Here is a 26,104-nt window from a genome sequence, read left to right on the forward strand (position 1 = left end):
TCCCTGCTCTCGGCATCGATTGTTACATGATACATCCAGAATATCAGATTGATCGGTTCGAGAACAGCCCTGTCAGGAGGCGGGTGTGAGGGTGACGCCCGTGATCGTCGTCGACACGCCTCCTGCGGTCTGCGTGATGTCGAACACGTAGGCGCCGTCTCCCATGACGCGGAGGAAGCTCCAGTGACCGGTGTCGTCGACGGTGGTGGTGACCACGCCGGTGCTGAAGTTGGTCGCGGTGATCGAGACCTCGGCTCCTGGTGTCCCCGTGCCCGTGAACTCGAGGTGGCCTGGGGTGAACGTCGAACCGGAGGCGGGCGACGTGAGACGGAACGTCGAGTCGACCGCCAGGTCGACGGCGACCGTGACGGAGTCCGTGCGGTCCGTGCCGACCCACTCCTCGAAGGTGATGCGAGTCCGCCCGGGCTGGAGCGCCGTCGCCGAGTACGACCACACTCCGTCGTTCGCCACCGGGACTCTTAGGGTCGGGTCGCCGTCGATGAGGATGGTCGAGTTCGGGCGCGCGCGGCCGGTGATCGCAGCGGTACGCGCCGCCGAGTCGACCGACGAGACGGTCGCCCGGAGGGGGAGCATCCTGTTCTCGGCGCCCTTGAAGATCGTGTACTGGGCGCCGGCCGCGAGCATCGCGATGCCGAGCGACGTCGGGTACGCGTAGGTGAGGGCCGGCTGCCCCGCGACCACGGGGTCTGCGGTGGACAGCATGGAGGCGTTGACGGTCCACAGCTGTCGAGACGGAGTCGGGGACGCACAGGGGCGGGCGGCCGCGCGCTGGCCGGTGCCGTCGGCGATGTTCGTCAGGCATGAGCCGTCGGCGAGGACCACCTTGGTCGGCTCGGAGAGGGCGTCGACGTGCACCCAGCCGGCCTTCCGTCGGGCCTCGTCGAGCGACAGATAGCCGACGGCCTGGAGGTCGTCGTCGAAGGCGAAGTAGAGGCTGGGATCCTTCGTGCCGAAGATCAGGGGGACCAGCATGGCCTCTTGTTTGGCCGAGGCTGGAGCGATGCTCGTCGAGGCGGCGAGGAGGGCTGCGATGCCCAGTGTGGTGAGGCCGGCTGCTGCGCTGCGGAGGCGATTCACGATTCTCGTTTCTGCCGGGGGTACGGATCCGGCGTCAGACAGGCTGGCGTGAAAAACGAGGCATATCAAGTACTAGACGGAATCTCCTGTCGATGGCAGACTGATCGACGTGACGACGACGCTCTGGGTCAAGATCTGCGGCCTCTCGACGGCAGAGGCGGTCTCCGCGGCCGTCCTCGGCGGTGCCGATGCCGTGGGCTTCGTGCTCGCCCCGGGCAGCCCTCGAACGGTCTCGCCCGAGGCAGCGTCGGCTCTCGCGGCGCTGGTGCCCGACGGGGTCGAGAGCGTCGGCGTCTTCCGTGGCCAGACCGCTGTCGAGGTGATCGCATCGGCTCGAACCGCCGGTGTGCAGACGGTCCAATTGCACGGCGGCGAGGCACCCGACGTCTTCGACGCTGTGCGGTCGGCCGGGTTCGGCGTCATCCGTGCCACGAGCGCCGAGACCTACGGGCTCGAGGCGCAGGAGCACCGAGAGCTCTACGGCGACGCTCGCCTCCTCCTCGACGCACCCGATCCCGGGGCCGGCGAGACCTTCGACGCCGACGCGCTCACCGGCGTCGAGCCTCCGTCCGGCTGGATCCTCGCCGGTGGCCTGCGACCGGGCAACGTGGCGGCGCTCGCCGAAGCGCTCCGACCCGGCGGCGTCGACGTGTCGAGCGGCGTCGAGATCGCGCGCGGTGTGAAGGACCCCGAACTGATCCGCGAGTTCCTGGCCGCCGCGCGCGCGTGAACGACGAACGCCGCCGCCCCGAGGGGCGACGGCGTCGAAGAAACAGGTCGCGGCTCAGTCGCGGGCGAGCACCAGCTCGTCCAGCGCGAGGCGGGTGCGCGGCAGTACCTCGCGCTCGGCCAGCTTCTCGGGCAGCTTGTCGGCCGTGTCGACGACGCCGATCGCGGTGACGGTGACGGGCAGCAGGTTGGGCGCCAGGTGGAAAGCGGCGCGCAGGCCCTCGACCTCGATGCCGGCCATCTGGTGGGTGTGGAGGCCCTCGGCGTGCGCCTGCACGCTCAGGGCGGACACGGCGAGGCCGAGGTCGTACTGGGCCCAGGCGCGCGGCTTGCCCTCGGCGTCCGTGGTCTCGGCGACCGCGACGAGCAGGGCGGCGGCGTTGCCGGCCCAGACGGTGTTGAAGCCCATCAGGTTGGCGAGGATCGTCTCGAAGGTCGCGGTGCCGCGCCGGCCGACGAGGAAGCGTCGGGGCTGCTGGTTGGAGGCCGACGGAGCCCAGCGCGCTGCCTCGAGGAGGGCGGTGAGCTGCTCGTCCGAGATGGTGGCCCGGGGGTCGTAGGAGCGGGGGCTCCAGCGCTCGTCGAGGAGCGGGACCAGCGGCACGCTGGTGTCGGATGTGCGGGTGGTGGAGCTCAGGTCGGTCGTGGTCATCGTGCCTTCTCGTGAGTGCTGGCTTGCGGGGAATCGTTCGCGAGCCCCGCACCCTTGAGGAGCTTCGATGCATGCAACACCCTACGCGGCGGAACTATGCCCGCAACAGGTGTCGGGTGGAGGTGCTCCGGGGCGCCTAGCCGACGGAGTGGTTCAGCACCGCCTGGTCGAGCATGGCGCCGGTCACCGAGTAGAGCGCGACGATGAGGATCATGGCCATGACCGGCAGCCAGAACGCCAGCCGCCGCCGCAGGATCAGGAGGATCGAGAACACGGTCGAGAACACCGCCAGCACCAGGGGCGCCACCACCGCGAGGATCGTCGCGAGCGTCAGGCCCCCCGTGAAGGCGGCGTGCTGGTGCCCCCGGTCGATCGCATAGACGACGTACTGCTCCGTGAGGGCGTAGAGCACCACCGAGAGGATGATCGTGAGGACGAGGTCACCCTTGCGAGGGCGGCGGCGGCCGGGGTAGCGGCCCAGGGATTCGACGGTCGTGGTGTCACGGTGCTCCTGCGGCCTGAAGCGGGGGTCGGTCACGCGGCTGCCTCGATCTCGGCGCGGACGGAGGCCAGCAGAGCGTCGACGTCGGCCTCGGTGGTGTCGAACGAGCACATGAGGCGGACCTCGCCGGTGTCGCGGTTCCAGTCGTAGAAACGGTGCTTCGCACGGACGGGCTCGATGGCGTGCTTCGGCAGGATCGCGAACACCGCGTTGGCCTCGACCGCCTGCGTCACCGTCACGCCGGGCAGCCCGACGAGGCCATCGCGCAGCCGGGTCGCCATCGCGTTCGAGTGCGTGGCGGAGCGCAGCCAGAGGTCGCCTTCGAGCAGCGCGACGTACTGCGCCGAGACGAAGCGGAGCTTGGAGGCGAGCTGGGCGTCCATCTTGCGGATGTAGGTGATGCCGGGCAGCTCGACGTCGGTGAGGCTGACGACCGACTCGCCGAGCATGAGCCCGTTCTTGGTGCCGCCGAACGAGACGACGTCGACGCCGGCGTCGCGAGTGAACTCGCGCAGGCCCGTGCCGAGGGTGGCGGCGGCGTTGGCGATCCTGGCGCCGTCGAGGTGGACTCGCATGCCGAGCGAGTGCGCATGCGCCGTGATCGCGCGGATCTCGTCGACCGTGTAGGCCGTGCCCATCTCGGTCGTCTGCGTGATCGTGACGGCGAGGGGCTGCGGCCTCTGCTGGTCGCCCCAGCCGTAGGCCTGCCGGTCGACGAGCTCGGGCGTGAGCTTGCCGTCGGGCGTCGGCACGGTGAGCAGCTTGATGCCGCCGAGACGCTCGGGAGCCCCGCCCTCGTCGGTGTAGACGTGCGCGGTCGTCGCGCAGATCACCGCGCCCCACCGCGGCACGAGGGCCTGCAGCGCCACGACGTTCGCGCCCGTTCCGGTGAGCACCGGGTGGACGGTCGAGCCCTCGCCGAAGTGCTGCACGACGAGCTCGGCGAAGCGCGCGGTGTAGGGGTCGGCGCCGTACGACCCGACGTGGCCGCCGTTCGCGTCGGCCACCGCCTGCATCACCTCGGGGTGCACCCCCGAGTAGTTGTCGGACGCGAAGCTCTTCAGGGCGGGGTCGTGCAGCATGCTCACTCCGGCATTCTCCCGCACGCGGCCGGGAGGTCCGTCCAGGCCCGAGGCTCGAGGCGCAGGATCAGGTACCCGCCCTCACAGACCGTGCTCGGCCAGCCACCCTCCGAGGGCTCGCGCGAACTCCTCCGGCCGCTCGACGCTCGGCAGGTGAGCCGAGTCGGGGAACCGGGCCTCGGTCGAGTCGGGCACCGTCGACAGGAGGTACTCGGTCGCGGCGATCTCGCCCGCGAGGTCGTGCTCGCCGATCACGAAGAGGGCGGGCACCTCGATGTCGACCGTGCGGTCGTAGGCGGGCGGCTCGATCTGGAGGGGTCTGGCCTTGACCGTGGCCTGCTTCACGTTCTCGGCGTTCAGCGCGTAGGCCAGCTGCAGGAAGTGGTCGTCGACCTCGACGACGTCGCGGGTCGGGCCCACCGCCCAGAGCTCAGCCTCGCGCCGGTACATCTCGTCGAAACGCCCGGCGGCGAGCAACTCGTCGAGCTCGTCGAAGAGCTCGTTCTCGCGTTCGGTCAGCTCGGTGTCGGGAAATCCGCTGGGCGTGGAGCCGATCGTGACGAGGCCGGTAACCCTACGAGGAGCTTCGACCGCGGCGTCGATCGCGATCCTGCCGCCCCTCGACGCGCCGATGAGGGTCGCCTTCTCGAACCCCGCCGCGTCCATCACGGCCAGCAGGTCGTCGAGGTCGCTGAAGTCGCCGTCGTCGGCCATCGAGCGGCCGAAGCCGCGGGTGTCGTAGCGCAGGATCCGATGGGTCGCGGCGAGGCTCGGCACGAGGTCGTCCCACATGCGCAGGCTGGCGACGCCGGCGTGGATCAGGACGACCGCAGGGCCGTCGTCGCGGCCCTCCACCTCGTAGTGGATGCGGGCGCCGGGGAGTGTCAGCTCAGGCATGACCCGAGGCTAGCCCGGTCAGAAGATCATCGGGCGGTCGTCGTCGTCGCCCGAGTCGACCGCGAGGTCGACGACGACCGGGACGTGGTCGCTGGGGGCGTCGCCCTTCCGCTCGTTGCGGTCGATGCGCGCACTCGTGACGAGGTCGGCGAACGGCTTCGACCCGAGGATGAAGTCGATGCGCATTCCTTCGTTGCGCGGGAAGCGGAGTTGCTTGTAGTCCCAGTAGGTGTAGCCGTCGGGCAGGCGGGGGCGAACGACGTCCGCCAGCAGCCCTGGCTCCTGGAAGGCGGCGAAGGCGGCGCGCTCGGGCGGGCTGGTGTGCGTGTGGCCCTCGAACACCGCGGGATCCCACACGTCGGTGTCGAGCGGCGCGACATTCCAGTCGCCCATGAGCGCCAGCGGGAGGTCGGGCTGCGCCTTCAGCCAGCCCTCGGTCTCGTCGCGGAGGCGCGCCAGCCAGTCGAGCTTGTAGGCGTAGTGCGGGTCGTCGAGCTCGCGGCCGTTGGGAACGTAGAGGCTCCACAGCCGCACCCCGTCGACCGTGACGCCGATCGCCCGCGCCTCCTTCGGCGCGTCGGCGGACTCGACGCCCTTGGCGAAGCCGGGCTGCGACGGGAAGGTGATCTCGACGTCGCTCATCGGCAGTCGGCTGGCGAACGCCACGCCGTTCCACTGGCTGAGGCCGTGCAGCTCGATGTCGTAGCCCGCCTCGGTGAAGAGGTCGTAGGGGAACTGCTCGGGCTTGCACTTGATCTCCTGCATGCCGAGCACGTCGACGTCCTCTCGGACGAGCCAGTCGACGACACGGCCCGCCCGGGCGCGGATGGAGTTGACGTTCCAGGTGGCGACACGCATGAGAACACGGTATCGCCCGCCACCGACGCCCCGGTGACCGATCCCGAGGCTCGGGCCCGTGTCGGCCGTCACGCCCGGCCACAGCCGATCAGGCCACGGTGAGGAGTGCGATATTGCAGGGGCAGGTACCATGGCGGCGTGACCGACGCACGCCAGAAGCTCATCGACTACATCTCGGAGCTCGCCGTCTTCCACGGCGACTTCACGCTGACCAGCGGCAAGAAGGCGACGTACTACGTCGACCTGCGCAAGGTGAGCCTGGACCACCGCGTCGCCCCGCTGATCGGCCAGGTGATGGTCGACCTGATCGAAGACGTCCCCGATGTCTTCGCCGTCGGCGGCCTGACGATGGGCGCCGACCCGATCGCAGCGGCCGTCCTGCACCAGGGCGTCGCCCTCGGCAAGACCTACGACGCCTTCGTCGTCCGCAAAGAGCCCAAAGACCACGGCCGCGGGCGCCAGGTCGAGGGCCCCGAGCTCGAGGGCAAGCGCGTCATCGTGCTCGAAGACACCTCGACCACGGGCGGCTCGCCGCTGAAGGCGATCGAGGCGCTGAAGAAGGTCGGCGCCGAAGTGGTCGGCGTCGCCGTCGTCGTCGACCGGGCCACCGGCGCCCGCGAGGTCATCGAGAAGGCCGGCTACCCCTACTTCGCCGCGATCGGCCTGGAAGACCTCGGGCTCGAGCCGTGAGCGACGAGCGGCCCTTCGGCGACGAGACGCCGGGCGACGAGAGCGAGGCCAGGGCGCAGGATCCGAACGCGTCCGCGACCGACACGCCCTCGTCGGCGCTCGGTGCGCCCGGGGAGCCGCAGCCGTCGTCCGGGCCCGAGTCGCCGGCGCCCACGACCCCGCTCTCGGACGACGACGTCGAGCCGGAGTTCGGGCAGACGATTCCGATCGTGTCGCGCCGCCTCCCGTCGGCGTCGTCGTACTTCGGCGAGCCCCGGGCGCCGCGGCACTCGGCGCACGTCGAGCCGCCGGCGTCGGCTCCCGGCGCCCCCGCGACGCCGGCCGCGCCGAGCACTCCGGCCGCCGCGCCCGTGACGCCTGCCGCCGTCGAGCCGCCGGCGGGGCTGCCGCGGGAGGAGCCGGCGGAGGAGGCCCCTGCCGAGGAGGCCTCCGCTGCTCCTGCGCCCGAGGCCGACGCCGTCGAGACCGCACCCTCGGCACCGGCTTTCGCCGTGCCGCCCGCCCCGAGCGAGCGGGTGACGTCGACCGCGCCGCACCCGATGGCGCTCGATCTCTCGGCGCTTCAGGGCGGCGAGGACCTGGTCGGATCGCCCCGCCAGCCCGACGAGGCCGGCCCGCCGCCGCAGCCGTGGCACCTGGGTGACGACGCTCCGGTGCTCGACACGGGTGCGCTGCCCACGCACGACGCCGCGGGCGAGACTCCGACGGCGGCCTTCGGGGCGCTGTTCGGGTCGACGCCCACCGCGTCGGTGCCCCACGTCGCCACGCCGCCTGAGTCCGTCGACCCCGCCGAGGCGGTCGACCCCGCCGAGGCTTTCGCGAGCCCCGGCGTCGACGACCCCGCGCCCGAGACCGCGGGCCCGACGTCGTTCACCGAGCTCATCTCGGTGCCCGAGGCCGCTCCCGTGCCGTCCGCCGAGCCGGCCAGCTTCAACTGGAGCGAGCTGCCCGAGCCGCGCACCTCCGAGATCAGCCTCCCCGGCCTCCACCACGACGTCGTCGACCCCGGGGCGCAGGAGCCCGCGACACCCGCCGAGCCCGAGGCCGAGCCGACCGCCGAGTCCGCCGCCCCGACGGCAGCATGGTCGCTCGGGGACGACGTCGCGGCCGCCGAAGCGCAGCCCGCCGACGTCGAGTCCGCCGCCGCCGAGCCCGTTGACGCCGGTCCTGCCGAAGCGCAGCCCGCCGACCCCGAGCCCGCCGACGCGGAGCCGTCCGCGCCCGACGAGCGCCGCCCGGCGACCTTCACCGAACTTCTGGGGCTGATCCCGCAGGACGATGCACCGGCAGCCCCCGCCGCGTCGCCCGCGGGCGAGCCTCCGCTGCCCGACGAGTCCACGCCGACCACGGTCTGGTCGCTCGCGGACGACGACGACTGGGATGCCCCGGCCTCCGACGAGTCGGCTGCGCCTGCGGTCTCGGCGGAGGCCGAGCCCGCCCCGGCCTTCGACGGGCCGGCCGAGTCCGGCCCCGCCGCGCCGTCCCCGGCTCCTGCGACCCCTCCGGCCGCGACACCCGCGGGCTGGGACGACGCCTCGAGCCCCCTCACGGACCCGTTCCAGGCTCTGTTCGGCGACCAGCTCGACGACTCCGCCGACACCGCCGCGGCGCCGCATGCCGACCCCGAGGCCACCGCCGCCTGGCCGATCGTCCCCACCGAGTCCGGCGGCCCGGACAGCTCGTGGGCCGACGAGGTGCGCGACCCGATTCCGCCCGCACTCACCGAGGAGGAGCAGCGCGCCGCGGCCGAACGCGCCGCGCTCGCCGAAGCCGCGGCGTCCGGGCTCGAGCCCGCGCCCGCCGCGGAAGCAGCGGAGCCCGCCGCCGCCGCCGAGCCGACCGACGACCCCTTCGCCACCCAGCTCATGCCCGTCGCCCCCGAGCCGACGACGCCACCCGCCGCCGGCGACGCGCCCACCACCGCGTACTACCCGTCGACGTCCGACGACCCGACGGCGAATCGCTTCACCCCGCCCGCCGTCTATCGCGGTCCGAGCTCGCGGTCGGTGACCCCGATCGATGCCGCCAACGTCCCCGCCTCGTGGGCCGCCGCCGCACCCGCGTACTCGCCGCAGGGGTCCACCCCGGCGACACCGGCCTGGCAGCCCGCCCCCGGCGAGAGCGGCGGGTCGTCCGGCGGAGGCTCGGGCGCGGGCGGAGGGTTCGCGTCGTGGCCGCGCGAGCGCCGGCTCCTGCTGTTCATCGGCATCGTCGCCGCGTTCGTCGTCGTGCTCGCCGTGCTCCTCCTGTTCCTGCTCGGCCGGTCGCTGGCGAGCAACGGCGCGACGCCGGCCGCGCCTCCGACGACGTCCGCCGCGAGCACGCCGAAGCCCACCCCGACGCCGACGAAGACGAGCACCCCCTCGCCCTCCTCCACGGCGGCGAGCGGCCCGGCGTCTCCGGGCACGCACCAGTGGAACGAGCTCAACGGCGGCGAATGCCTCTCGTCGTTCTCGAACGCCTGGCAGCAGACCTACGACGTCGTCGACTGCTCGACGGCGCACGCGGCGCAGATGATCGCCAAGGGCTCGGTGACGGCCACGACCTTCCCCGGCTCGGCCGCGCTCGCCGCGCAGATCGCGCCGCTGTGCCAGTCGAACACCGTGATCGACTTCAGCAAGGCCGCCGCGTACACCGACATCCAGGTGTCCGAGAGCTACCCCGCGACGCAGGCCCAGTGGGACGCCGGCAACCGCTCGTACTACTGCTTCGTCAGCCGTGCGTCCGGCCAGGCCATCGACGGCAGCCTGAAGGCGGGTTCGTAGGGCCGGCCGGCGCCGCCCGGCTCAGGCGCTCAGGGCGCAGGATCCGAGACGCTCCCGGCTACAGCCGCCCGTCGGCGTCCGGCCCCTCGTTGAGGGTCGGCTCCGCGCGCACGAGCTCGTGGACCCCCGCCACGATCTCGGTCGGCCGGAACGGGTAGCGCTCGATCTCGGCCTGGTCGCTGATCCCGGTCAGCACGAGGACGGTGTGGAGGCCTGCCTCGATGCCGGCGATGATGTCGGTGTCCATGCGGTCGCCGATCATCGCGGTGTTCTCGGAGTGCGCCCCGATGCGGTTCATGGCCGAGCGGAACATCATCGGGTTCGGCTTGCCGACCACGTAGGGCTCCTTGCCGGTGACCTTCGTGATCATGGCGGCGATCGCGCCGGTGGCGGGCAGGATCCCTTCGGCGCTCGGGCCGGTCGCGTCGGGGTTCGTCACGATGAAGCGCGCGCCGCCCATGATGAGGCGCGCGGCCTTCGTGATCGCCTCGAACGAGTAGTTGCGGGTCTCGCCGACGACGACGTAGTCGGGCGCCGTCTCGGTCATGATGAAGCCGGCCTCGTGGAGCGCCGTCGTCATGCCGGCCTCGCCGATGACGAAGGCCGAGCCGCCGGGGATCTGCGAGCGGCAGAAGTCGGCGGTCGCGAGCGCGGAGGTCCAGATGCGGTCCTCCGGCACCTCGAGCCCCGAGGCGCGGAGTCGAGCACTGAGGTCACGCGGCGTGAAGATCGAGTTGTTGGTCAGCACCAGGTAGGGCGTGCCTTCGTCCTGCCACTGCTGGATCAGTTCGGCGGCGCCCGGCAGGGCCTGGTTCTCGTGGACGAGCACGCCGTCCATGTCGGTCAGCCAGCATTCGACCTCGTCGCGGGGAGCCATGCGTGAAGCGTAGCGCTCCGGCCGGTGCAGCCGATTCCACCGTTGAGGATATAAATATCAGACAGTAGACTGGGGTCATGCCCGAGTCCCGAGAGCCCGCCGCCCACGATCGTGTGCTCGTCGTCGGCGCATCCGGGGCCCTAGGCGCGAGTGTCGTTTCGGCGCTGGGCGCCACCAGGCGGTGGGACGTCGTCCGGGGCGGCCGTCGGCCGGATCCTGCGACCTCGACGCGACCCGCCGTGACCGTCGACCTCGCCGACGAGGCCTCGGTGCGCGCGGCGATCAGGCTGGTGAGGCCGCGCGCCGTGGTGATCGCCGCCGGCGTCGAGCCCGAGCTCTGCGGCGCCGACCCCGAGCTGGCTCGCCTCGTGCACGCGACGAGCCTGGGCTGGGTGCTCGAGGAGGGCCAGAGCTGCGGCGTCGAGCGGGTCGTCGTGCCGTCGAGCTCGGCGGTCTACGGCGACGCGTACGACGTGCCGGCGCGCGAGGACCACCCGCTCGACCCCCGTACGCTCTACGCCGAGACCAAGGTCGCCGCCGAGGCGGTGGTCTCCGCGTGGAACAGCTCGCACTCGCCGCTCCGTGCGACGGCCCTGCGAATCTTCAACGTGTACGGCGACGGCTTCTCGCGGTCACTCGTCCAGCGCCTCCTGCACTCGCGCGCGGCCGAGCCCGTCGGGCTCGCTGGCCTCGACGGCTTCCGGCGCGACTACGTCAGCTCGCGCGACACCGCCGACGCCGTACTGCGAGTCCTGGAGTCGCCGGGCGACCTGCCCGACGTCATCAACATCGGCTCGGGCACCGCCGTCTCGAATCGAGAACTCGTCGCCTCGCTGTCACGCAGGGTCGTGATCGCCTGGCGCGAGACCGCAGCGCGCTCCAGCTATTCGTGCGCCGACATCAGCCTGGCCCGACGCGTGCTCGGCTTCGCCCCTGCGAGCATCCTGGCCTGAGGTCGCCGGGCTCCTGCACGCTTGCAACAATGGGGTGTGAGCGACGACACGGAGGCGTTAGAGGGCACGACGCCGATCAAGGGCACAGCGGCGATCGACGACACGACGACGATCGAGCGCACGACGCCCGTCGCCTCACGACCGGAACCCAGTGTCGAGCGGACCACCCACGGCGTCGGCCCGTGGCCCGCGCCCGAGGCCGAGTGGCCCGCCGACGACCGCTACGACCGCGAGCTGCTGGCCGAGGGCGACACCCGCAATGTCATCGACCGCTACCGCTACTGGACCATGGAGGCGATCGTCGCCGACATCGACGCCCACCGCCACCCGTTCCACGTCGCCATCGAGAACTGGCAGCACGACCTCAACATCGGCTCGATCGTGCGCAGCGCCAACGCCTTCGCCGCCGACACCGTCCACATCATCGGGCGCAGGAGATGGAACAAGCGCGGCGCCATGGTCACCGACCGCTACCAGCACGTCCTCCACCACGAGACCATCGCCGACTTCACCGCCTGGGCTCGCGAGCACGACCTGCCCGTGCTCGCCGTCGACAACGTCGACGGCTCCGTGCCGATCGAGACGTTCGACCTGCCCGAGCGCTGCGTGCTGCTCTTCGGTCAGGAGGGCCCGGGGCTCTCGGCCGAGGCGATCGCCGCCAGCGACGCGATCGTCGAGATCGTGCAGTTCGGCTCGACCCGCAGCATCAACGCGAGTGCCGCCGCCGCGGTGGTCATGCACGCCTGGATCCTGCAGCACGTCTCGTTCACCTGAGGCGCAGGAGCCGAGGCGCCTCCCGGCCGCTACCGTGGTCTCATGCCTGCCACCAATCTGCTCGGCGTGCCCGAGACCCTCCTTCCCGAAGAACCCGAGGTGCTCTCCGCGCTCGCCGCGGGCACGCCCGTGGCCGAGGTGGTCGCCGCGCACCCCGAGTCGTCGCTCGCGTGGGCGCTGCTGTCGGACGAGACGAGCGCGGCAGGTCGCGACCTCGAGGCCTACGCGTACGCACGGGTCGGCTATCACCGCGGGCTCGACGCCCTGCGGAAGGCCGGCTGGCGAGGTCAGGGCCCGGTGCCGTGGTCGCACGAGCCGAACCGCGGTGTGCTCCGGGCCCTCTACGCGCTGCGTCGCGGGGCCGCGGCGATCGGCGAGGCGGGCGAGGTCGAGCGCCTCACGACCTTCCTCGACGACTCCGACCCGACCGCGGCCGCGTCGATCGAGGCCGCGTGACGCCCCTCGCTTGACGCGCGTGCCCCGCGGAGGCGGGGCTGACGTGCGCTCGACCCTCCCGCTACAGTGAGCGGATGCCGACCCGAACGACATCGAACCGAACGGTCGCCCTCATCGGCACGCGGGGGTACCCCAGCTACTACGGCGGATTCGAGACCGCCGTCCGACGCATCGCGCCGTACCTCGCCGACCACGGCTGGGACGTCACCGTCTACGGACGCGACGGCGCGCAGCGTGAGGACGACCCCACCCGCGACCCGCGCGTGGCGACTCGGATCACGCGCGGCGTCGAGACGAAGTCGCTCTCGACGCTGTCGTACGGGTTCACCGCGGTGCTCGACGCGGCCCTGCGCAAGCCCGACGTGGCCCTGGTCATGAACGTCGCGCACGGATTCTGGCTGCCGCTGCTGAAGCTCCGCGGCGTGCCCACCCTCGTCAACGTCGACGGCATCGAGTGGGAGCGCGCCAAGTGGGGCACGCTCGCCAAGGCCGTGTTCCGTGCGGGCGCCCGCACCACGGCGTGGTGGGGCGACGGGCTCGTCTGCGATGCGAAGGCGATCGCCCGCTACTGGTCGCGCGTCTTCGGGGTCGACGGGACCTTCATCCCCTACGGCGGCGACGAGCCCCGATCGTTGCCGGTGCCGCCGGAGTCGACGCATCGCGGCTACGCCCTGGTCGTCGCGCGCTTCGTGCCGGAGAACACGATCGAGCCCTTCATCGAGGCCGCAGCGGTCATCGCGAAGACCCACGACGTGATCATCGTCGGGTCGAGCGGCTACGGCGGCGAGCTCGACGAACGGGTCGCGCAGCTCGCCGACGCGAACGACCGGGTGCACTGGCTCGGCCATGTCAGCGACGACGACCGGCTCTTCGCGCTCTGGCAGCACGCCGGCGCGTACTTCCACGGGCACAGCGTCGGCGGGACGAACCCGGCCCTCGTCCAGGCCATGTTCTGCGGCATCCCGATCGTCGCCCGCGACACCGTCTACAACCGGGAAGTGCTCGACGACACCGGGCTGTTCGTCGAGCCGCGCGCCGACGCGATCGCCGAGGCCGTCACCGCCGTCCTCGACGACCCCGCGACGCAGGATCGACTCGCCGCCGCGGCTCTCGCCCGGGCCCGCGAGCACTACACCTGGGACGGCGTCTGCGCGCGCTACGAGGAGGAGCTCGCCCGCCTGGCCGGCCGCTGACCCGCCCCCGCGCCGCTAGCCGATCAGGCTCGGGCGGAGGTCTCTCAGGGTGCGGCTCTTCGTCATCCTGCGAGCCGCGACGAAAGTCACGAGCAGGGCTCCGAGGAGCCAGGCGAGAAGCACGAGCGCGTCATGCCCGGCCGCAGCGCCGCTGCCCCCGTACATGAGCTGCCGGATTCCGTCGACCGCGTAGCTCATCGGCAGGGCGAAGTGCAGCGCGGCGAGCGGCCCCGGCAGCGTCTGCCAGGGGAACGTGCCGCCTGCCGTGACGAGCTGGATCAGCATGAGCACGAGGCCGAGGAACTGCCCGACGCTGCCGAGCAGCACGTTGAGCATCATGATGATGGCGGCGAACGTGGCCGACGCGAGGATCATGATGCCGATCATCCCGGGCCAGGAGTGCACGTCGAACCCGAGCGCGAACTTCACGATGGCGAAGAGGGCGAGCATCTGGACGACGCCCAGCACGACGGGGGTCAGCCATCCTGCGAGCGTGATGCGCGCCGGCGCCTTGATCGCCGTGATCGCCCGCTTCGAGATCGGCTTGATGATGAGGAACAGCGCGTACATGCCGATCCACGCGGCCAGGCTGATGAAGAACGGTGCGAGGCCCGCGCCGTAGTTGCCGGCGCTGGCGATCGAGGAGTCCTTGATCGACACCGGGTCGGCGATCGCCGCGGCCTGCTTGTCGCGCGTCGCGGCCGTCGTCGCCGGGATCTTCTTCACGCCGTCGTTGAGCCCGCCGGTGAGCTTCGCGGTGCCGTCGACGAGCTGCCCCGCGCCGGTGTCGAGCGTGCCGAGGCCGCTCTTCAACGATGCCGCGCCGCTGGCGACGGAGGCCGCGCCGCTCGACACCTGCTCCGACCCCGATGCCGCCTGCGAGATGCCCGAGGTGAGCGCAGGAGCCGAGGCGGCGAGCGTGGCCGCACCGCCCGAGACCTGCGCCGAGCCCGTCGCGAGCTGATCCGTCGCACTCTTCAGCGTCTTCAGCTGCCCGTTCGCGGCGTTCGCCGCGTTGCTCAGCTGGGCGTACGAAGCCTCGCCCGCCGACGTCGCGTAGCCCTCGATGAGTCTCTGCTGCTCGGGAGTGAACGGCGTGCCCGCTTCGGCGGCCTGCGTGAAGATCGCGGTGAGCGCTTTCGTCTGCGCGGCCGTCGCGGCCGCCTTCGCGGCGGGCAGCCCGTCGACGGTCTTCTGCGCGGTGGAGGCCGCGTCGTCGACGGACGACGCGAGCGACTTGTCGCCCTGCGCCACCTGCGCCGCGCCCGTCGCCAGCTGCTGCGTTTGCGACGGCAGCGCCGCGGTCTGCGACTTCAGCGACTGCAGCCCTCCGTTCAGGGAGGCGGCGCCGGAGGCGAGGGAGGCTGCTCCCGACGAGAGTGTCGCGGACGCTGCGCTCGCCGTGTCGAGCCCCGACTTCAGCTTCGTGGCCCCGTCGACGAGCTTCTGCGACCCGTCGGCCGCAGTCGCGAGGTTCGTGCGCACGTCGTTCAGCCCGACGAGGAGGGTCTTCGCGGCGGTCTTGCCGACCTCGGCCGTGACCGCGGCGCGAATGGTGTTGCCCGCCTGGTCGGCGATCGTCGACGAGAGGTAGCTCGTCGTGTCGTTGGTGGTCAGGTGGATCTTCGCGGCCGTCGGGTCGGTCGACGATGCCGAGGTGAGGTCGCGCGAGAACGACGAGGGGATCGTGAAGACGAAGTCGTACGTCTCAGCCGCAAGGCCCGAGGCGGCCTGCGAGGCGCTCACGACGTGCCAGTCGAAGTCCTTGCCGTCGACGAGCTGCTTCTCGACCTTGTCGCCGTAGTTGACGGCGTGGCCCGCGGAGTCGGTGCCGCCCGAATCCTGGTTCACGATCGCGGCCGGGATGTGGTCGAGCTTCGCGTACGGGTTCTGGTTGGCCCAGAGGTACATGCCGCCGTAGAGGAGCGGCACCGTCATCAGCGCCACGAAGGCGAGACGGGCGAGCGACGACGCCGTGAGGCGGGCGAGCTCGGAGCGGACGAGGGTGACGATCTTCATCGTGCAGAGCTTTCGGGTCGGAGGTTCTCGATGTGGAGGGCGGCGGCCACTCCGGTGACGACGAGCACGGCGTAGCCGCGCGCCGACATGTCGGTGACGACGCTCCACCACGCCGACGTGTCGCCGCCGTGGCGCTCGGGGCTCGTGACGATCAGGCCGCGCACTCCGGGGCGCAGGATCGCCAGCTCGCACAGCAGCCGGATCCGCGCCTCGGTCGGCAGCGCGCGCACGCGGGTGCGCTCGTGCTCGGCGAGTCCGATGGCGTCGAGCAGGAGCCGCGCATTCTCGCGCGACGACACCTGGTCGGCGAGCGCGAGCTCCTCCCGCACCACGGTCGCGACGGTGAGGTCGGCGAACGGCTCGGCGACGGTCGGCGTGTCGACGAGGGCGAACGCCTCGCGGATCGCGGCGGGGTCGTCGGCGTCGTCGAGGAGCACTCGGCCGGTCTCGGGTCGCATCCTGCCCCCTGCGATGAGCGAGGCGAGCGTGGGGGCGCCCTCGGTCTCGACCGCGGCCACACCCGGGCGGTCGGCGGTGGCCTCGGCGCTCGTGGCGGGAAGGGCGGCACCGGGGCCGTCGCCGATGCCGATGCTGTCGAGGGTGAGTCTCACGGGAGGTCTTCTTTCTGAGTGTCGAGAAGCAGGGCGGCCTCGAGGTAGGGCGCGGCCTCGCCGTACGAGAAGCCGGCCATCGAGAGGGCGGAGAGGGCGACGAGTCGCCGCCCCTCGCCGGTGGTGAGCCCGTGCCGGGTCGCCTCGTCGAGCACCGAGATGGCGGCGCTCTCGACGAGTCGCGACAAGCGCTCTGGGTCGATGTCGGTGCGGAACGAGCCCGCCTCGACGCCTCGCTCGACGATCCCCTGCACGTGCTGGCGCAGCGGCGCGAGGGCGTCGCCGACGAGCAGCATGTGGGGCCCGCGCACGGTCACGAGGGCCATGGTGCGCACGTGGTCGACCTCGTTCCAGAGGCGCACGGCGACCAGGGCGAGCCGGGTCGCAGGATCGGTGGGCTCGTCGGGCGCTCCGTCGCTCACCACGGCCGCGTTGATCCGCGCCGCCCCGTGCAGGGCGAGCTCGCGCAGCAGGTCGTCGCGCGTGGCGAAGTGGCCGTAGACGGCGCGGCGCGAGAGTCCGGCCTCGGCGGCGATGGCGTCGAGGGAGGCACCGGGGTCGCGATCGAGGAGCGTCGCGGCGGCCCGGATCAGGGACTCGCGGTTCTCGGCGGCGTCGCGGCGGGGGGCGCGGACGCGAGCGGGCGCGTGATCCTGCGAGGTCATGCTTTGAGTGTACGCCTAAAGTGCACGCTCATGTGCAAGTTAAGGATGGGGGTGCAAGTGCCCACACTCCAACAGGGGGCACCCGCACTGGGAGGTCCGAAACATACCGTGCGGTCAGTAGCGTCTGAGGAATTGTCGTCTGCCGTTGCGAATGTAGGGATTCCACCGACGTGAAGAAAATACTGACGGGGCTGAAGTACGCCTCCGCCACCGTGGGCGCGCTCGCGCTCGCCTTCGTGAGCCTGACCGTCGTCGGTCAGGCCGAGCCCGCGCAGGCGGCCACCGACGGCCCCGCCTTCTCGTGCACGGCCGACTTCTATCAGGCGTCCGCGGGCAACATGTACAGGTACTCGCCCTCGTCGAACACCTACACGCTGCTGCCGAACAACAGCACCATCGCGAGCCTCAACGGAATCGGCTACAACCCCGCCGACGACTACATCTACGGCGTCTCGGGCTCCACGCTCTACAAGATCGCGAGCGACGGCAGCCACACGAGCTCCGCCCTGAGCGGCGTCACGGCCCAGAACACGGGTGGTGACTTCATCGCACCGAACCAACTGCTCACCGCGAGCGCGAAGAGCGCCTGGACCAGCATCGACGTGACGACCGGAGTCGTGTCGACATACGGCTCGTCGGGCACGTGGGCCGCCTACGACCTCGCCTACAACCCGACGAACGCCACCGTCTACGGCATGGGCGGCACGAACATCTACATCGGCGTCGTCAACGCGCAGAGCAACACCGTGACGGTCACGTCGAAGCCCGTCTCGAACTCGGGTGGATCGTCGGGCGACTCGTGGGGCGCCGCGTACGTCGACTCCGCCGGTAACACGTACTTCTTCGACAACACGACGCACGCCCTCGTCGAGATCTCCGCGTCCCAGCTCACCCAGGCGAGCCCCGCCGCGGTGCAGATCACGACGGCCAACTCGCTCAACACCCCGAACGACGGCGCCAGCTGCCCCACCGCCTCGTCGCCGCTCGCTCCGACTTCCTCGGCGCCGGGGACCTCGGACGTCGGCACCACGACCGCCACGCTCACGGCCACCGTGACGACGGCGAACACCACCGGAGCAGACGTCCCCGCGGGCGGCATCCAGTACTGCTACTCGACCAGCGACACGCTGACGAACGGTGCTCTCTCGGACTCTCCGATCTGCTCGGCGACCACGCCGTCGGCGGCCGCCGCGAACTCGACGACGAACGTGTCGCTCGCCGTGGCCGGCCTGCAGCCGGGCACGACGTACTACACGCAGGTGAAGGCGACGAACTCGCAGGGCCTCACCGGCTACAGCTCTCTCGGCACCTTCACGACCGACTCGCAGCCGCAGACGCTCCAGGTGCCGACGACGACGTCGATCGGACTGCTCGGCGGCGACCCGTCGATCGGCGACAGCGCGACGATGCGAGCCACGATCTCGACCATGCCGTCATCCGGCACCGTGACCTTCACCGACCAGACGACGGGCGCGACCCTCTGCGCCGACGTCGCCGTCTCGAACGGCTACGCCGACTGCGACTACACGCAGGCCGGCCCGATCGGCTCGCACACCGTGCACGCCGCCTACTCCGGTGACGACGCCGATCTGGCCTCCGACGGCTCCTCCACCTACCCCGTGGGCAAGACGGCCGCCCCGACCCTCACCGGCACGGCCACGCCGAGCACCGTCGCCTTCGGCTCGACCTCGACCCTCGCGGCGTCGGGAATCCCCACCGGCTACCCGGGCACGGTGACCTTCTCCGCAGGATCCGCGACGCTCTGCACCGCCACGCTCCCCGCGACCTCCTGCCAGACCGCGACCGACCTGGCCGCCTCCGACTACACCGTGACGGCCGCCTACTCGGGCGACGACACCCACACCGGAGCCACGAGCACGTCGTTCGACCTCGCCGTGACGAAGGCCACAGCCTCCCTCGAGGCGTCGGTCGACTCGAAGTCGTCCGACACGGTGGTCTACGGCACGAAGGCGACGTTCGACTCGACCGGCTTCGCCGCTGGCTCCATGGGCAAGGTCCAGTACGCCGTCGGCGACACCGTCCTGTGCACGGCGACTCTGCCCACGACGACCTGCCAGTCGTCCGCCACCCTCGTGCCGGGCACGTACCAGGTCACCGCGAACTACCTGGGCGACGCGAACCACGCCGCCGCCTCCAGCGCCGCCGTGCAGCTCACCGTCGCGAAGGCGTCCTCCACCCTCTCCGACACCGTCGACGGCGCTTCGTCGGCCACCGTGCCGTTCGGCTCCGCGGCGACGCTCGCGGCGACCGGCGTCGCTTCCGGCGCGACGGGTACCGTCGAGTTCACGGACCAGAGCGGGAACCAGCTCTGCATCGCGACGCTGCCCGCGAGCTCCTGCGCCACTGCGGCCACGCTCGCCCCGGGGTCGTATCAGGTAACTGCGACCTACCTCGGCGACGCGACGCACTCGCCGTCGACCACGGCGGTCACGGCGACGCTCGGCGTGACGAAGGCGGGCGCGCCCGACCTCGGCACCACGGTCAACGGGCTCCCGTCGGCCACGACCGTCCACGGCACCGCCGCGCGGCTCACCGCCACCGGCATCCCCGCAGGAGCCACCGGAAAGGTCTCGTTCGAGCTCGCCGACGGCACGGTCCTCTGCACGGCGACCCTGCCCGACACCTCCTGCGCGACCCCGGCCGGCCTCGCCGGCGGCAGCTACGCGGTGACCGCGCACTACTCGGGCGACGACAACCACTCGGCCGCGGTCGGGCCCGTGATCCGTCTCACCGTGGCGCCGCAGAGCACCGTCGTGAAGGGTGCCGCTGCTCCTGCGCCCGCCGGCTCGGCCATGACGACCTCGACCGGCACGACGCTGACCGCGAAGGGCCTGCCCGCAGGAGCCACCGGAACGGTCACGTTCAGCCTGCCCGACGGCACCGTGCTGTGCACCGCGACGCTGCCCGACACCTCGTGCTCGACCACCGACCTCGCGGCCGGAACCCACAGCGTCGTCGTGTCGTACTCGGGTGACCCCTCGTTCGCGGCCAGCCGGTCGACCGTCTCGGTGACCGTGCCCGCGACGGCCGTGGCGGCCGCAGGATCAGCGCTCGCCTTCACGGGCTCCGAGTCGGTCGGCCCCTGGCTCGCCGCCGGGGTGCTCCTGCTGCTGCTCGGCGGAGTGCTCGCGATCGGCTCGCGTCGCCGCCGCGGGGGCGCGCACCGCGCCTGACGCTGACACGTCGAGGGCCCCGCACCGTGTGGTGCGAGGCCCTCGGCATCTACGCCGCAGATCTGAGAGAGCCTCTTCCGTTCCGCGACGGAGCACCGCTAGGCTCGGTTCTCCGTGCCGATCCCGGCACGTGCCCCCGGAAGGAGTCGTCATGGCGAAACAACGCCTGATGCACCCGCGCTATGAGCTCGAGCTCAACCAGCGCGACTTCCGCGAACCCATTTCGGGCTAGGGCCCCTCGCCGACCACGTGTCGGCATCCGCCCCGGCCCGTCATGAGGCCCGGGGCTTCTCGTTCTGTTCGACCACTGCAGGGTCGAGCCGGATGCGCCTCCCCGGGTGCATCCCGCTCCACCTCACAGAATCGAAAGGACAATGAAGAAGATCACGAACCGGCTCATCAGCTGGGCGAGCATCCTCGAAGAGAACACCGAGGCCCAGGCTCGCACCACGTCGACGATGCCCTTCATCTTTCCGCACCTGGCGCTCATGCCCGATGCCCACCTGGGCCTCGGCGCGACCGTCGGGTCGGTCATCCCGACCCTCGGCGCGGTCATGCCGGCTGCCGTCGGCGTCGACATCGGCTGCGGCATGATCGCCGTCAAGACGCAGTTCACGGCGTCCGACCTCCCGACCGATCGGAAGCCGGTCCGGGAGGCGATCGAGCGCGCCGTGCCGACGTCGGCGGGCTCGTACAACAGCAAGATCGTGGCCACCGCCGAGCCTCGAGTCGCCGAGCTCACCGCGAAGGCGGAGGCCGCGGGATTCGACCCCGGTCAGTACGCCGGCAACTGGGCTCTGCAGCTCGGCACCCTCGGCTCCGGCAACCACTTCATCGAGATCTCGCTCGACGAGAACGACGACGTGTGGCTGTTCCTGCACTCGGGGAGCCGGGGAGTGGGCAACAGGATCGCGCAGAACCACATCAAGGTGGCCAAGTCGCTGATGAAGCGCTACTGGATCACGCTGCCCGACGACGACCTCGCGTACCTGGTCGAGGGCACGCGGGAGTTCGGCCGGTACATCTCGGAGCTGAACTGGGCGCAGCACTTCGCCCTGCTCAACCGCGAGGAGATGATGGACCGCGTCGTCAGGCAGGTCTCGGAGTGGGTCGGGACGCCCGTGCAGGAGCTCGAGCGGATCAACACGCACCACAACTTCACGCAGAAGGAGCACCACTTCGGGCGTGACGTCTGGCTGTCGCGGAAGGGCGCGATCTCGGCGCGGAAGGGTGAGGCCGGGCTGATCCCCGGCTCGATGGGCACGGCGTCGTACGTGGTCGAGGGCCTCGGTAACCCGGTCGCGCTCGAGTCGTCGCCGCACGGCGCGGGCCGGCAGTACTCGCGGTCGAAGGCCCGGAAGACCTTCACGCACGAGCAGCTGCGGGAGGCGATGGTCGGGATCGAATTCCGCGACACCGACGCGTTCCTCGACGAGATCCCGCAGGCGTACAAGCCGATCGACCAGGTGATGGCGGACGCCGCCGAGCTGGTGTCGATCCGGCACACGCTGTGGCAGATCGTCAACGTGAAGGGCGACTGATGCGCGAGGGCCCCGCACCGTGTGGTGCGGGGCCCTCGTGTGAAGGTGCGGCAGCTCAGACGGCGGCGCGCACCACGATCGGGAAGTGGTCGGACGCACCCTTCGGCAGAGCGCGGAGCTCACCGAGCGTCGCCCCGATCGACGTGACCACGTCGAACTTGCCGCGCACCACGCCGTAGTTACGGTACGTGCCCGACGACGGCCGCGTGAGCGTGTGGCCGGTGCCGACGAGCATCTTCGCCAGGCCGCCGGCGAACCACGGGTAGTTGTAGTCGCCGATCATGATGTGCGGCAGGCCCTCGCCGAGGTCGGCGAGGTGGTCGTGCGCGGCTCGGATCTGCGCGCGACGGACCGAGTTGCGGGCGCTGAGCGGAGCGGCGTGGAACGACGCCACCACGAACTCGCGCGACGTCGACCGGTCCAGCAGGCGCGCGGCGACGAGACGCTCGGCCGTCGGCGACATGACGCGGTCGTGCATCGACTTGCCGAGGGCGATGGTGCGGGTGTCGACGACGGCGAATCTCTCGTCGCGGCTGTAGATCGCGAGGCCCAGCCGGTTCGCCCCGGTCGCCACGACGCGGTGGAGACCGTGCAGGGTCTCGGGAAGAGCCGCGGTGGTGGCCTCCTGCAGGCACAGGATGTCGGCATCCTGCGTCTCGACCAGATGCCCGAGTTCGGAGGCGCCCTTGTTGTGCCAGAGGTTGTAGCTGACGATCGTGAAAGCGTGGGGGTGATGCGGCTCGTCGGGGCCGGGAGCGGACGACGACGGGCTGGGGGAGGTTCGGGACACCAAGGTTCCTTCCGGGAGGGCTCTGCAACCGTATTCGGAGCGGACCCCGGATGCGAGGTGCCGCGCAGACGAACGGGTGTCGAGTGCCCTAATCTTTGGCCAGAGCGAGCGCGCCTGGTCGCGCCTGAGCACTCCGGAGGTGGGCGCATGAGCAATCCGCTGATCGTCGTCGGCGTCACGTCGCACCAGTCGTCGGCCGTGATCGACCAGGCCCTCGTCTTCGCCCGGAAGTTCGACGCGACCCTCCTGTGCGTCCACGTCGACGCCTCGCGCTTCGTCGTCGAGACCCGCGACGACGGCACGGTCGTCGCGGCGCCGTACGACCCCGACGCCGGCGAGGCCATCGACGAGGTCATGGACCCAGCGATCGTCGAGCGCGCCGGCGCCCAGGCGGCCGCGGCGTCGACGCTCATCGAGTTCCTCGAGACCGCCGGCGACCCCGCGCGCACCCTCGGCCGCATCGCCGACGAACGCGACGCCGCCCTCATCGTCGTCGGCGCCCGCCGTGCGTCGCTCGGCGGCAGCATCCGCGAGTTCTTCGCACGCTCGGTCGCGGCGAACCTCACGCATCGTCAGACCCGCCCGGTCGTCGTGGTCCCGGTCGAGACCGTCGGCCCGAAGGACGCCCTGCCGTGGGACGAAGCGCGGTGAGGCCGCTTCACCAGAGGCCGTCTCTGATCCTGCTGGTCGCCCTCGGCGGAGCCTTCGGCACGGGTGTCCGCGAGGCGCTCGCCCTCGCCTGGCCGGCCTCGACGACGGGCTTCCCGTTCACGGTCTTCGTGATCAACGTCGTGGGGGCGTTCGCCCTCGGCCTGCTGCTCGAGACCCTCACCCGGCGCGGGGCCGACGAAGGCGGTCGCAGGATCGCCCGACTCGCCCTCGGCACCGGTGTGCTCGGCGGCTTCACCACCTACAGCTCCCTCGCCACCGACGTCGCCTCCCGACTGCCGCACGCGACCGGAGTCGCCCTCGGCTACGCCGCGGCGTCGCTCGTGCTCGGCGCTCTGGCCGCGTTCGCCGGAGTCGCCGTGGCCGCCGCCGCGAGGTCCGCGGGCGCATCCCGTCGCCGCGTCCCGGAGACCACCCCGTGACCGCACCGCTCGTCTTCGCCGCCATCTGCGTCGCGGGCGGCGTCGGTGCCGCGCTGCGCTTCGTGGCCGACGGGCTCATCCGCTCGCGGATCGCGCTCGCCTACCCCCTTGCCACGACGATCATCAACGTGACCGGGTCGTTCGGGCTCGGGGTGTTCACAGGCCTGGGGGCCACGGCGGGCCTTCCGCACGAGTGGGTCTTGATCCTCGGCGGGGGAGTGATGGGCGGCTACACCACGTTCTCGACGGCCTCCGTCGAGACGGTGCGCCTGATCGAGCAGCGGCGGTGGGGCCTGGCGCTCCTCAACGGCGTCGGAATGCTCGTCCTCGGCGTCGCCGCGGCCGCTCTCGGCCTCGCCGTCACCGGCGCCCTGCGATTCTGTACCACAGATAAATCATCTGTGATACGTTTTTGCGTCGTGATCGGGCCGCCTCACGGGCAGACCGATCGGCTCCTCGAGATCCTCGTGCGCGCTCTCCCCTCTGGAGACAAGCGCGTGTTCCACGCGATGGAGCTCGGGCCGAAGTATCGACCGTTCTACGAAAGGGCACTGGGTTGATGGACAAGCACACCGACGAGGAACTCTCCGATCCTGTACGCCCTGTCGACGAGTGGGCCGAACGTCCCGAGGCCGTCACGGGTCTCGAAGCGGTTGCCATCGGCCGACTTCTCCTCGACGACGTGGTGCCCGGGAGCGAGGTCGTCCGTCGGGCGCGTCGAGGTCCGGCGTCACTCAGCCGGAGCGGCGCCGAGTCACCCGTCCTGCGGTTCCGCGTGCCCGCCGAGGACGCCGACGAACTCGATGCGGTTGCTGCCGCTTCGCACCTCCAGAAGAGCGAACTCCTCCGTCAGGGGCTCCGGCTCGTGCTCGACCAGTACCGCGACGTCGAAGGGCGCGTCGCAACGCGCCCCGCGGCCGAAGCGGCAAGAACGATCGAGCTCAGCGAGACCGAGGCCGCAGTGCTCCGGGCCGTCGCTCAGCGGGTCGCTTCCTAGCGGCCGCAACAGGGCAGGGCGCAGGGGCAGGAGCCCGCACAGGGCCGCACCGGGGCAGTACTCTCGCGGCATGGACCCCGTCACCGCGATCGCCTGGATCGTCGCGTTCGTCGTCGTCACCGTCGCCATCACCGGGCTCACCGGCCGCTTCGGCCTGTCCGCCCCGGTCACCCTCGTCGTCGTGGGGGCGATCGCGTCGTTCGTGCCCGGCGTGCCGCGCGTCCACATCGAGCCCGACCTCATCCTGTTCGGGCTCCTGCCGCCGCTCCTGTTCGCGGCGGCCATCCGCACGTCGCTCATCGACGTGCGAGCCCGCAACGACAGCATCCTGCTGCTCTCCGTCGCGCTCGTCGCGTTCACGGTCGTGACGGTCGGCTTCGTCGCCTGGTGGGCTGTGCCCGGCATCACGATCGCGGCCGGGCTCGCGTTCGGCGCCGTCGTCGCGCCGACCGACGCGGTGGCGGTCACCGCGATCACGGGGAAGGTGCCGCTGCCCCGACGGGTCGTGACGATCCTCGAGGGCGAGAGCCTGCTCAACGACGCCACCGCCCTCGTCGCCCTGAACGCCGCCGTCGCCGCGATCGTCGCGCCCGTGACGCCGTTCCAGGTGGGCGGCGACTTCGTCCTCGCCGTGGTCGTCGGCGCGGCCGTGGGCCTGGCCGTCGGCGTCGGCATCGCCTGGATCCGCAAGCGCCTCCACTCGGCCGTCCTCGACACCTCGCTCTCGCTCGTGACGCCGTTCATCGCCTTCCTTCCGGCGCAGGAGCTGCACGGGTCCGGCGCACTCGCCGTCGTCGGCGCCGGGCTCTACCTCGGCTACCGCTCGCCCGTGGTCCTCAGCGCCGAGGCTCGCGTGGCCGAGCGGCTCAACTGGAAGACGATCCAGTTCCTGCTCGAGAACGCCGTCTTCCTCTTCATCGGCCTCAACCTCGCCGGTGTCCTCGAGGGCGTGGTGAAGCACGGCCCCGGCCTCTGGCCGACGGTCGGCATCAGCTTCGCCCTGCTCGCCGCCGTGATCGCGTCGCGCTTCGTCTGGATCTTCGCCACGATGATGCTGTACCGCTACGGCCCTCAGCGGCTCCGCGAGCGCGCCTGGAACATACCGTCGTCGACGGTGACCGCCGCGGCCGGGATCCGCGGGGTGGTGACGCTGGCAGCCGCATTCCTTCTGCCGGCGGACACGCCGCAGCGCCCGCTCCTGCAGTTCCTCGCCTTCGTCGTCGTGCTCGGCACCCTGCTGCAGGCGCTGCCGCTGCCGCGCCTGATCCGCGCGGTGCACCTGCCGGCGCCGAACCTCATGCAGGAGTGGACCGAGCGCCAGATGCTCACGGTCGAGGCGAAGTCCGCAGGCCTCGAGCGCCTCGACGAGGTCGCCACCGACGACGACGAGGAGCGAGTCGTCGAGCAGCTGCGCGCCGCGTCGAGCTTCCTCGCCGACGCCCTCGAGAACCCGGCCGCCGAGGGCCGCGAGCCGCTGTCGGCGGAGTTCAACCGCCTCCGCAGCGCCATGATCGACGCCGAGCGCAAGGCCGTCCTCGACGCGCGGCACGAGGGCCGCTACCAGGAGAACGCCGTCCAGGCCGTCCTCGCGGCGATCGACGCCGAAGAGACGGCGCTGCGGGCGCGCCACCCGAAGGCGATCGGCGAGTAGTCGCGCGGCTCTCGCCGGG

At 71.4% G+C, this 26,104-nt stretch carries 24 protein-coding genes and 1 pseudogene; 14 read left to right on the forward strand and 11 right to left on the reverse strand.

Annotation, left to right across the window (positions count from 1 at the left end):
• Positions 1 to 72: 72 nt before the first annotated feature.
• Positions 73 to 1,098: a hypothetical protein gene (locus tag C8E83_RS16230; RefSeq protein WP_121371089.1), complete on the reverse strand. Its 1,026-nt coding sequence runs from the start codon at positions 1,096 to 1,098 to the stop codon at positions 73 to 75.
• 109 nt (positions 1,099 to 1,207) lie between these two features.
• Between C8E83_RS16230 and C8E83_RS16235 the strand changes: the two genes are divergently transcribed.
• Positions 1,208 to 1,828 (forward strand): phosphoribosylanthranilate isomerase, encoded by a 621-nt coding sequence (locus C8E83_RS16235; RefSeq protein ID WP_121371090.1) that lies wholly within the window; start codon positions 1,208 to 1,210, stop codon positions 1,826 to 1,828.
• A gap of 54 nt (positions 1,829 to 1,882) precedes the next feature.
• On the opposite strand, the gene C8E83_RS16240 is transcribed toward C8E83_RS16235, so the two are convergent.
• The 5 genes from C8E83_RS16240 to C8E83_RS16260 all read right to left on the reverse strand — a co-directional run bounded on the left by C8E83_RS16240 (position 1,883) and on the right by C8E83_RS16260 (position 5,818).
• Positions 1,883 to 2,479 (reverse strand): nitroreductase family protein, encoded by a 597-nt coding sequence (locus C8E83_RS16240; protein ID WP_121371092.1) that lies wholly within the window; start codon positions 2,477 to 2,479, stop codon positions 1,883 to 1,885.
• 136 nt (positions 2,480 to 2,615) lie between these two features.
• On the reverse strand, positions 2,616 to 3,017 hold the full coding sequence (locus tag C8E83_RS16245; RefSeq protein ID WP_121371094.1) for a hypothetical protein: 402 nt from the start codon (positions 3,015 to 3,017) through the stop codon (positions 2,616 to 2,618).
• On the reverse strand, positions 3,014 to 4,063 hold the full coding sequence (locus C8E83_RS16250; RefSeq protein ID WP_121371096.1) for a threonine aldolase family protein: 1,050 nt from the start codon (positions 4,061 to 4,063) through the stop codon (positions 3,014 to 3,016). The genes C8E83_RS16245 and C8E83_RS16250 overlap by 4 nt, the downstream gene beginning before the upstream one ends.
• Before the next feature lie 81 nt (positions 4,064 to 4,144).
• Positions 4,145 to 4,960 (reverse strand): alpha/beta fold hydrolase, encoded by an 816-nt coding sequence (locus C8E83_RS16255; protein WP_121371098.1) that lies wholly within the window; start codon positions 4,958 to 4,960, stop codon positions 4,145 to 4,147.
• 18 nt (positions 4,961 to 4,978) lie between these two features.
• Positions 4,979 to 5,818, reverse strand: a complete 840-nt coding sequence (locus C8E83_RS16260) for an exodeoxyribonuclease III (RefSeq protein WP_121371100.1) — start codon at positions 5,816 to 5,818, stop codon at positions 4,979 to 4,981.
• A gap of 138 nt (positions 5,819 to 5,956) precedes the next feature.
• Between C8E83_RS16260 and pyrE the strand changes: the two genes are divergently transcribed.
• Positions 5,957 to 6,508, forward strand: coding sequence for an orotate phosphoribosyltransferase (gene pyrE, locus C8E83_RS16265; RefSeq protein WP_121371102.1), 552 nt, complete (start codon positions 5,957 to 5,959; stop codon positions 6,506 to 6,508).
• Positions 6,505 to 9,273 carry a hypothetical protein gene (locus C8E83_RS20050; RefSeq protein ID WP_121371104.1) on the forward strand — a complete coding sequence of 923 codons (2,769 nt, stop codon included), beginning with the start codon at positions 6,505 to 6,507 and terminating at the stop codon, positions 9,271 to 9,273. Before pyrE ends, C8E83_RS20050 begins: the two co-directional genes overlap by 4 nt.
• A gap of 58 nt (positions 9,274 to 9,331) precedes the next feature.
• Here C8E83_RS20050 and C8E83_RS16275 read toward each other — a convergent pair whose 3' ends face one another.
• Positions 9,332 to 10,150 (reverse strand): HAD-IIA family hydrolase, encoded by an 819-nt coding sequence (locus tag C8E83_RS16275; protein WP_121371106.1) that lies wholly within the window; start codon positions 10,148 to 10,150, stop codon positions 9,332 to 9,334.
• Positions 10,151 to 10,227: 77 nt separating this feature from the next.
• Here C8E83_RS16275 and C8E83_RS16280 point away from each other — a divergent pair, with 77 nt between their 5' ends.
• The 4 genes from C8E83_RS16280 to C8E83_RS16295 all read left to right on the forward strand — a co-directional run bounded on the left by C8E83_RS16280 (position 10,228) and on the right by C8E83_RS16295 (position 13,526).
• Complete coding sequence (locus C8E83_RS16280; RefSeq protein WP_121371108.1) at positions 10,228 to 11,103, forward strand: NAD-dependent epimerase/dehydratase family protein; 876 nt, start codon at positions 10,228 to 10,230, stop codon at positions 11,101 to 11,103.
• 111 nt (positions 11,104 to 11,214) lie between these two features.
• On the forward strand, positions 11,215 to 11,877 hold the full coding sequence (locus C8E83_RS16285; RefSeq protein ID WP_121371961.1) for a TrmH family RNA methyltransferase: 663 nt from the start codon (positions 11,215 to 11,217) through the stop codon (positions 11,875 to 11,877).
• 42 nt (positions 11,878 to 11,919) lie between these two features.
• Positions 11,920 to 12,333: a DUF3151 domain-containing protein gene (locus C8E83_RS16290; protein WP_121371110.1), complete on the forward strand. Its 414-nt coding sequence runs from the start codon at positions 11,920 to 11,922 to the stop codon at positions 12,331 to 12,333.
• A gap of 74 nt (positions 12,334 to 12,407) precedes the next feature.
• The gene (locus tag C8E83_RS16295) at positions 12,408 to 13,526 is read left to right on the forward strand and encodes a glycosyltransferase (protein ID WP_121371112.1); all 1,119 of its coding nucleotides are present in this window, start codon (positions 12,408 to 12,410) and stop codon (positions 13,524 to 13,526) included.
• Positions 13,527 to 13,541: 15 nt separating this feature from the next.
• Here the strand turns inward: C8E83_RS16295 and C8E83_RS16300 are convergent, their stop codons facing one another.
• Genes C8E83_RS16300 through C8E83_RS16310 form a run of 3 tightly spaced genes read right to left on the reverse strand, consistent with a single transcriptional unit; the run spans position 13,542 to position 16,821 of the window.
• Positions 13,542 to 15,545, reverse strand: a complete 2,004-nt coding sequence (locus C8E83_RS16300) for a YhgE/Pip family protein (protein WP_121371114.1) — start codon at positions 15,543 to 15,545, stop codon at positions 13,542 to 13,544.
• Positions 15,542 to 16,156, reverse strand: coding sequence for a hypothetical protein (locus C8E83_RS16305; protein WP_121371116.1), 615 nt, complete (start codon positions 16,154 to 16,156; stop codon positions 15,542 to 15,544). Before C8E83_RS16305 ends, C8E83_RS16300 begins: the two co-directional genes overlap by 4 nt.
• Positions 16,153 to 16,821: a TetR/AcrR family transcriptional regulator gene (locus tag C8E83_RS16310; RefSeq protein WP_121371117.1), complete on the reverse strand. Its 669-nt coding sequence runs from the start codon at positions 16,819 to 16,821 to the stop codon at positions 16,153 to 16,155. The genes C8E83_RS16305 and C8E83_RS16310 overlap by 4 nt, the downstream gene beginning before the upstream one ends.
• Before the next feature lie 170 nt (positions 16,822 to 16,991).
• On the opposite strand from C8E83_RS16310, the gene C8E83_RS20055 reads away from it, so the two are divergent.
• Positions 16,992 to 20,015, forward strand: coding sequence for an Ig-like domain repeat protein (locus tag C8E83_RS20055; protein ID WP_147430212.1), 3,024 nt, complete (start codon positions 16,992 to 16,994; stop codon positions 20,013 to 20,015).
• A 374-nt stretch (positions 20,016 to 20,389) separates the two neighbouring features.
• Entirely contained in the window at positions 20,390 to 21,556 is a 1,167-nt protein-coding gene (locus C8E83_RS16320; protein WP_121371121.1) for an RtcB family protein, read from the forward strand.
• A 55-nt stretch (positions 21,557 to 21,611) separates the two neighbouring features.
• Here C8E83_RS16320 and C8E83_RS16325 read toward each other — a convergent pair whose 3' ends face one another.
• Complete coding sequence (locus tag C8E83_RS16325; RefSeq protein WP_245981749.1) at positions 21,612 to 22,346, reverse strand: endonuclease/exonuclease/phosphatase family protein; 735 nt, start codon at positions 22,344 to 22,346, stop codon at positions 21,612 to 21,614.
• Between the two features lie 147 nt (positions 22,347 to 22,493).
• On the opposite strand from C8E83_RS16325, the gene C8E83_RS19625 reads away from it, so the two are divergent.
• The 5 genes and pseudogenes from C8E83_RS19625 (at position 22,494) to C8E83_RS16350 (ending at position 26,085) form a co-directional block, all read left to right on the forward strand.
• Complete coding sequence (locus C8E83_RS19625; RefSeq protein ID WP_170159976.1) at positions 22,494 to 22,997, forward strand: universal stress protein; 504 nt, start codon at positions 22,494 to 22,496, stop codon at positions 22,995 to 22,997.
• Positions 22,994 to 23,437: a fluoride efflux transporter FluC gene (locus C8E83_RS16335; protein WP_245981752.1), complete on the forward strand. Its 444-nt coding sequence runs from the start codon at positions 22,994 to 22,996 to the stop codon at positions 23,435 to 23,437. The genes C8E83_RS19625 and C8E83_RS16335 overlap by 4 nt, the downstream gene beginning before the upstream one ends.
• Positions 23,434 to 23,811 (forward strand): annotated as a pseudogene (gene crcB / locus C8E83_RS16340) (fluoride efflux transporter CrcB); the annotation flags it as partial. The gene C8E83_RS16335 and the pseudogene crcB, both read left to right, overlap by 4 nt.
• 185 nt (positions 23,812 to 23,996) lie before the next feature.
• Positions 23,997 to 24,434: a hypothetical protein gene (locus tag C8E83_RS16345; RefSeq protein ID WP_121371126.1), complete on the forward strand. Its 438-nt coding sequence runs from the start codon at positions 23,997 to 23,999 to the stop codon at positions 24,432 to 24,434.
• Between the two features lie 70 nt (positions 24,435 to 24,504).
• On the forward strand, positions 24,505 to 26,085 hold the full coding sequence (locus C8E83_RS16350) for a Na+/H+ antiporter (RefSeq protein ID WP_121371128.1): 1,581 nt from the start codon (positions 24,505 to 24,507) through the stop codon (positions 26,083 to 26,085).
• Positions 26,086 to 26,104 lie beyond the last annotated feature (19 nt).

It is taken from the genome of Frondihabitans australicus (genome assembly GCF_003634555.1).
Classification (GTDB): Bacteria; Actinomycetota; Actinomycetes; order Actinomycetales; family Microbacteriaceae; genus Frondihabitans; species Frondihabitans australicus.

Bases quoted from the DNA above. Each gene is read 5' to 3' on its own strand.
- C8E83_RS16240 (WP_121371092.1), bottom strand. From the start codon at position 2,479: ATGACCACGACCGACCTGAGCTCCACCACCCGCACATCCGACACCAGC.
- C8E83_RS16250 (WP_121371096.1), bottom strand. From the start codon at position 4,063: ATGCTGCACGACCCCGCCCTGAAGAGCTTCGCGTCCGACAACTACTCG.
- C8E83_RS16255 (WP_121371098.1), bottom strand. From the start codon at position 4,960: ATGCCTGAGCTGACACTCCCCGGCGCCCGCATCCACTACGAGGTGGAG.
- C8E83_RS16260 (WP_121371100.1), bottom strand. From the start codon at position 5,818: ATGCGTGTCGCCACCTGGAACGTCAACTCCATCCGCGCCCGGGCGGGC.
- C8E83_RS16275 (WP_121371106.1), bottom strand. From the start codon at position 10,150: ATGGCTCCCCGCGACGAGGTCGAATGCTGGCTGACCGACATGGACGGC.
- C8E83_RS16280 (WP_121371108.1), top strand. From the start codon at position 10,228: ATGCCCGAGTCCCGAGAGCCCGCCGCCCACGATCGTGTGCTCGTCGTC.
- C8E83_RS16290 (WP_121371110.1), top strand. From the start codon at position 11,920: ATGCCTGCCACCAATCTGCTCGGCGTGCCCGAGACCCTCCTTCCCGAA.
- C8E83_RS16295 (WP_121371112.1), top strand. From the start codon at position 12,408: ATGCCGACCCGAACGACATCGAACCGAACGGTCGCCCTCATCGGCACG.
- C8E83_RS16300 (WP_121371114.1), bottom strand. From the start codon at position 15,545: ATGAAGATCGTCACCCTCGTCCGCTCCGAGCTCGCCCGCCTCACGGCG.
- C8E83_RS16310 (WP_121371117.1), bottom strand. From the start codon at position 16,821: ATGACCTCGCAGGATCACGCGCCCGCTCGCGTCCGCGCCCCCCGCCGC.
- C8E83_RS16320 (WP_121371121.1), top strand. From the start codon at position 20,390: ATGAAGAAGATCACGAACCGGCTCATCAGCTGGGCGAGCATCCTCGAA.
- C8E83_RS19625 (WP_170159976.1), top strand. From the start codon at position 22,494: ATGAGCAATCCGCTGATCGTCGTCGGCGTCACGTCGCACCAGTCGTCG.
- C8E83_RS16345 (WP_121371126.1), top strand. From the start codon at position 23,997: ATGGACAAGCACACCGACGAGGAACTCTCCGATCCTGTACGCCCTGTC.
- C8E83_RS16350 (WP_121371128.1), top strand. From the start codon at position 24,505: ATGGACCCCGTCACCGCGATCGCCTGGATCGTCGCGTTCGTCGTCGTC.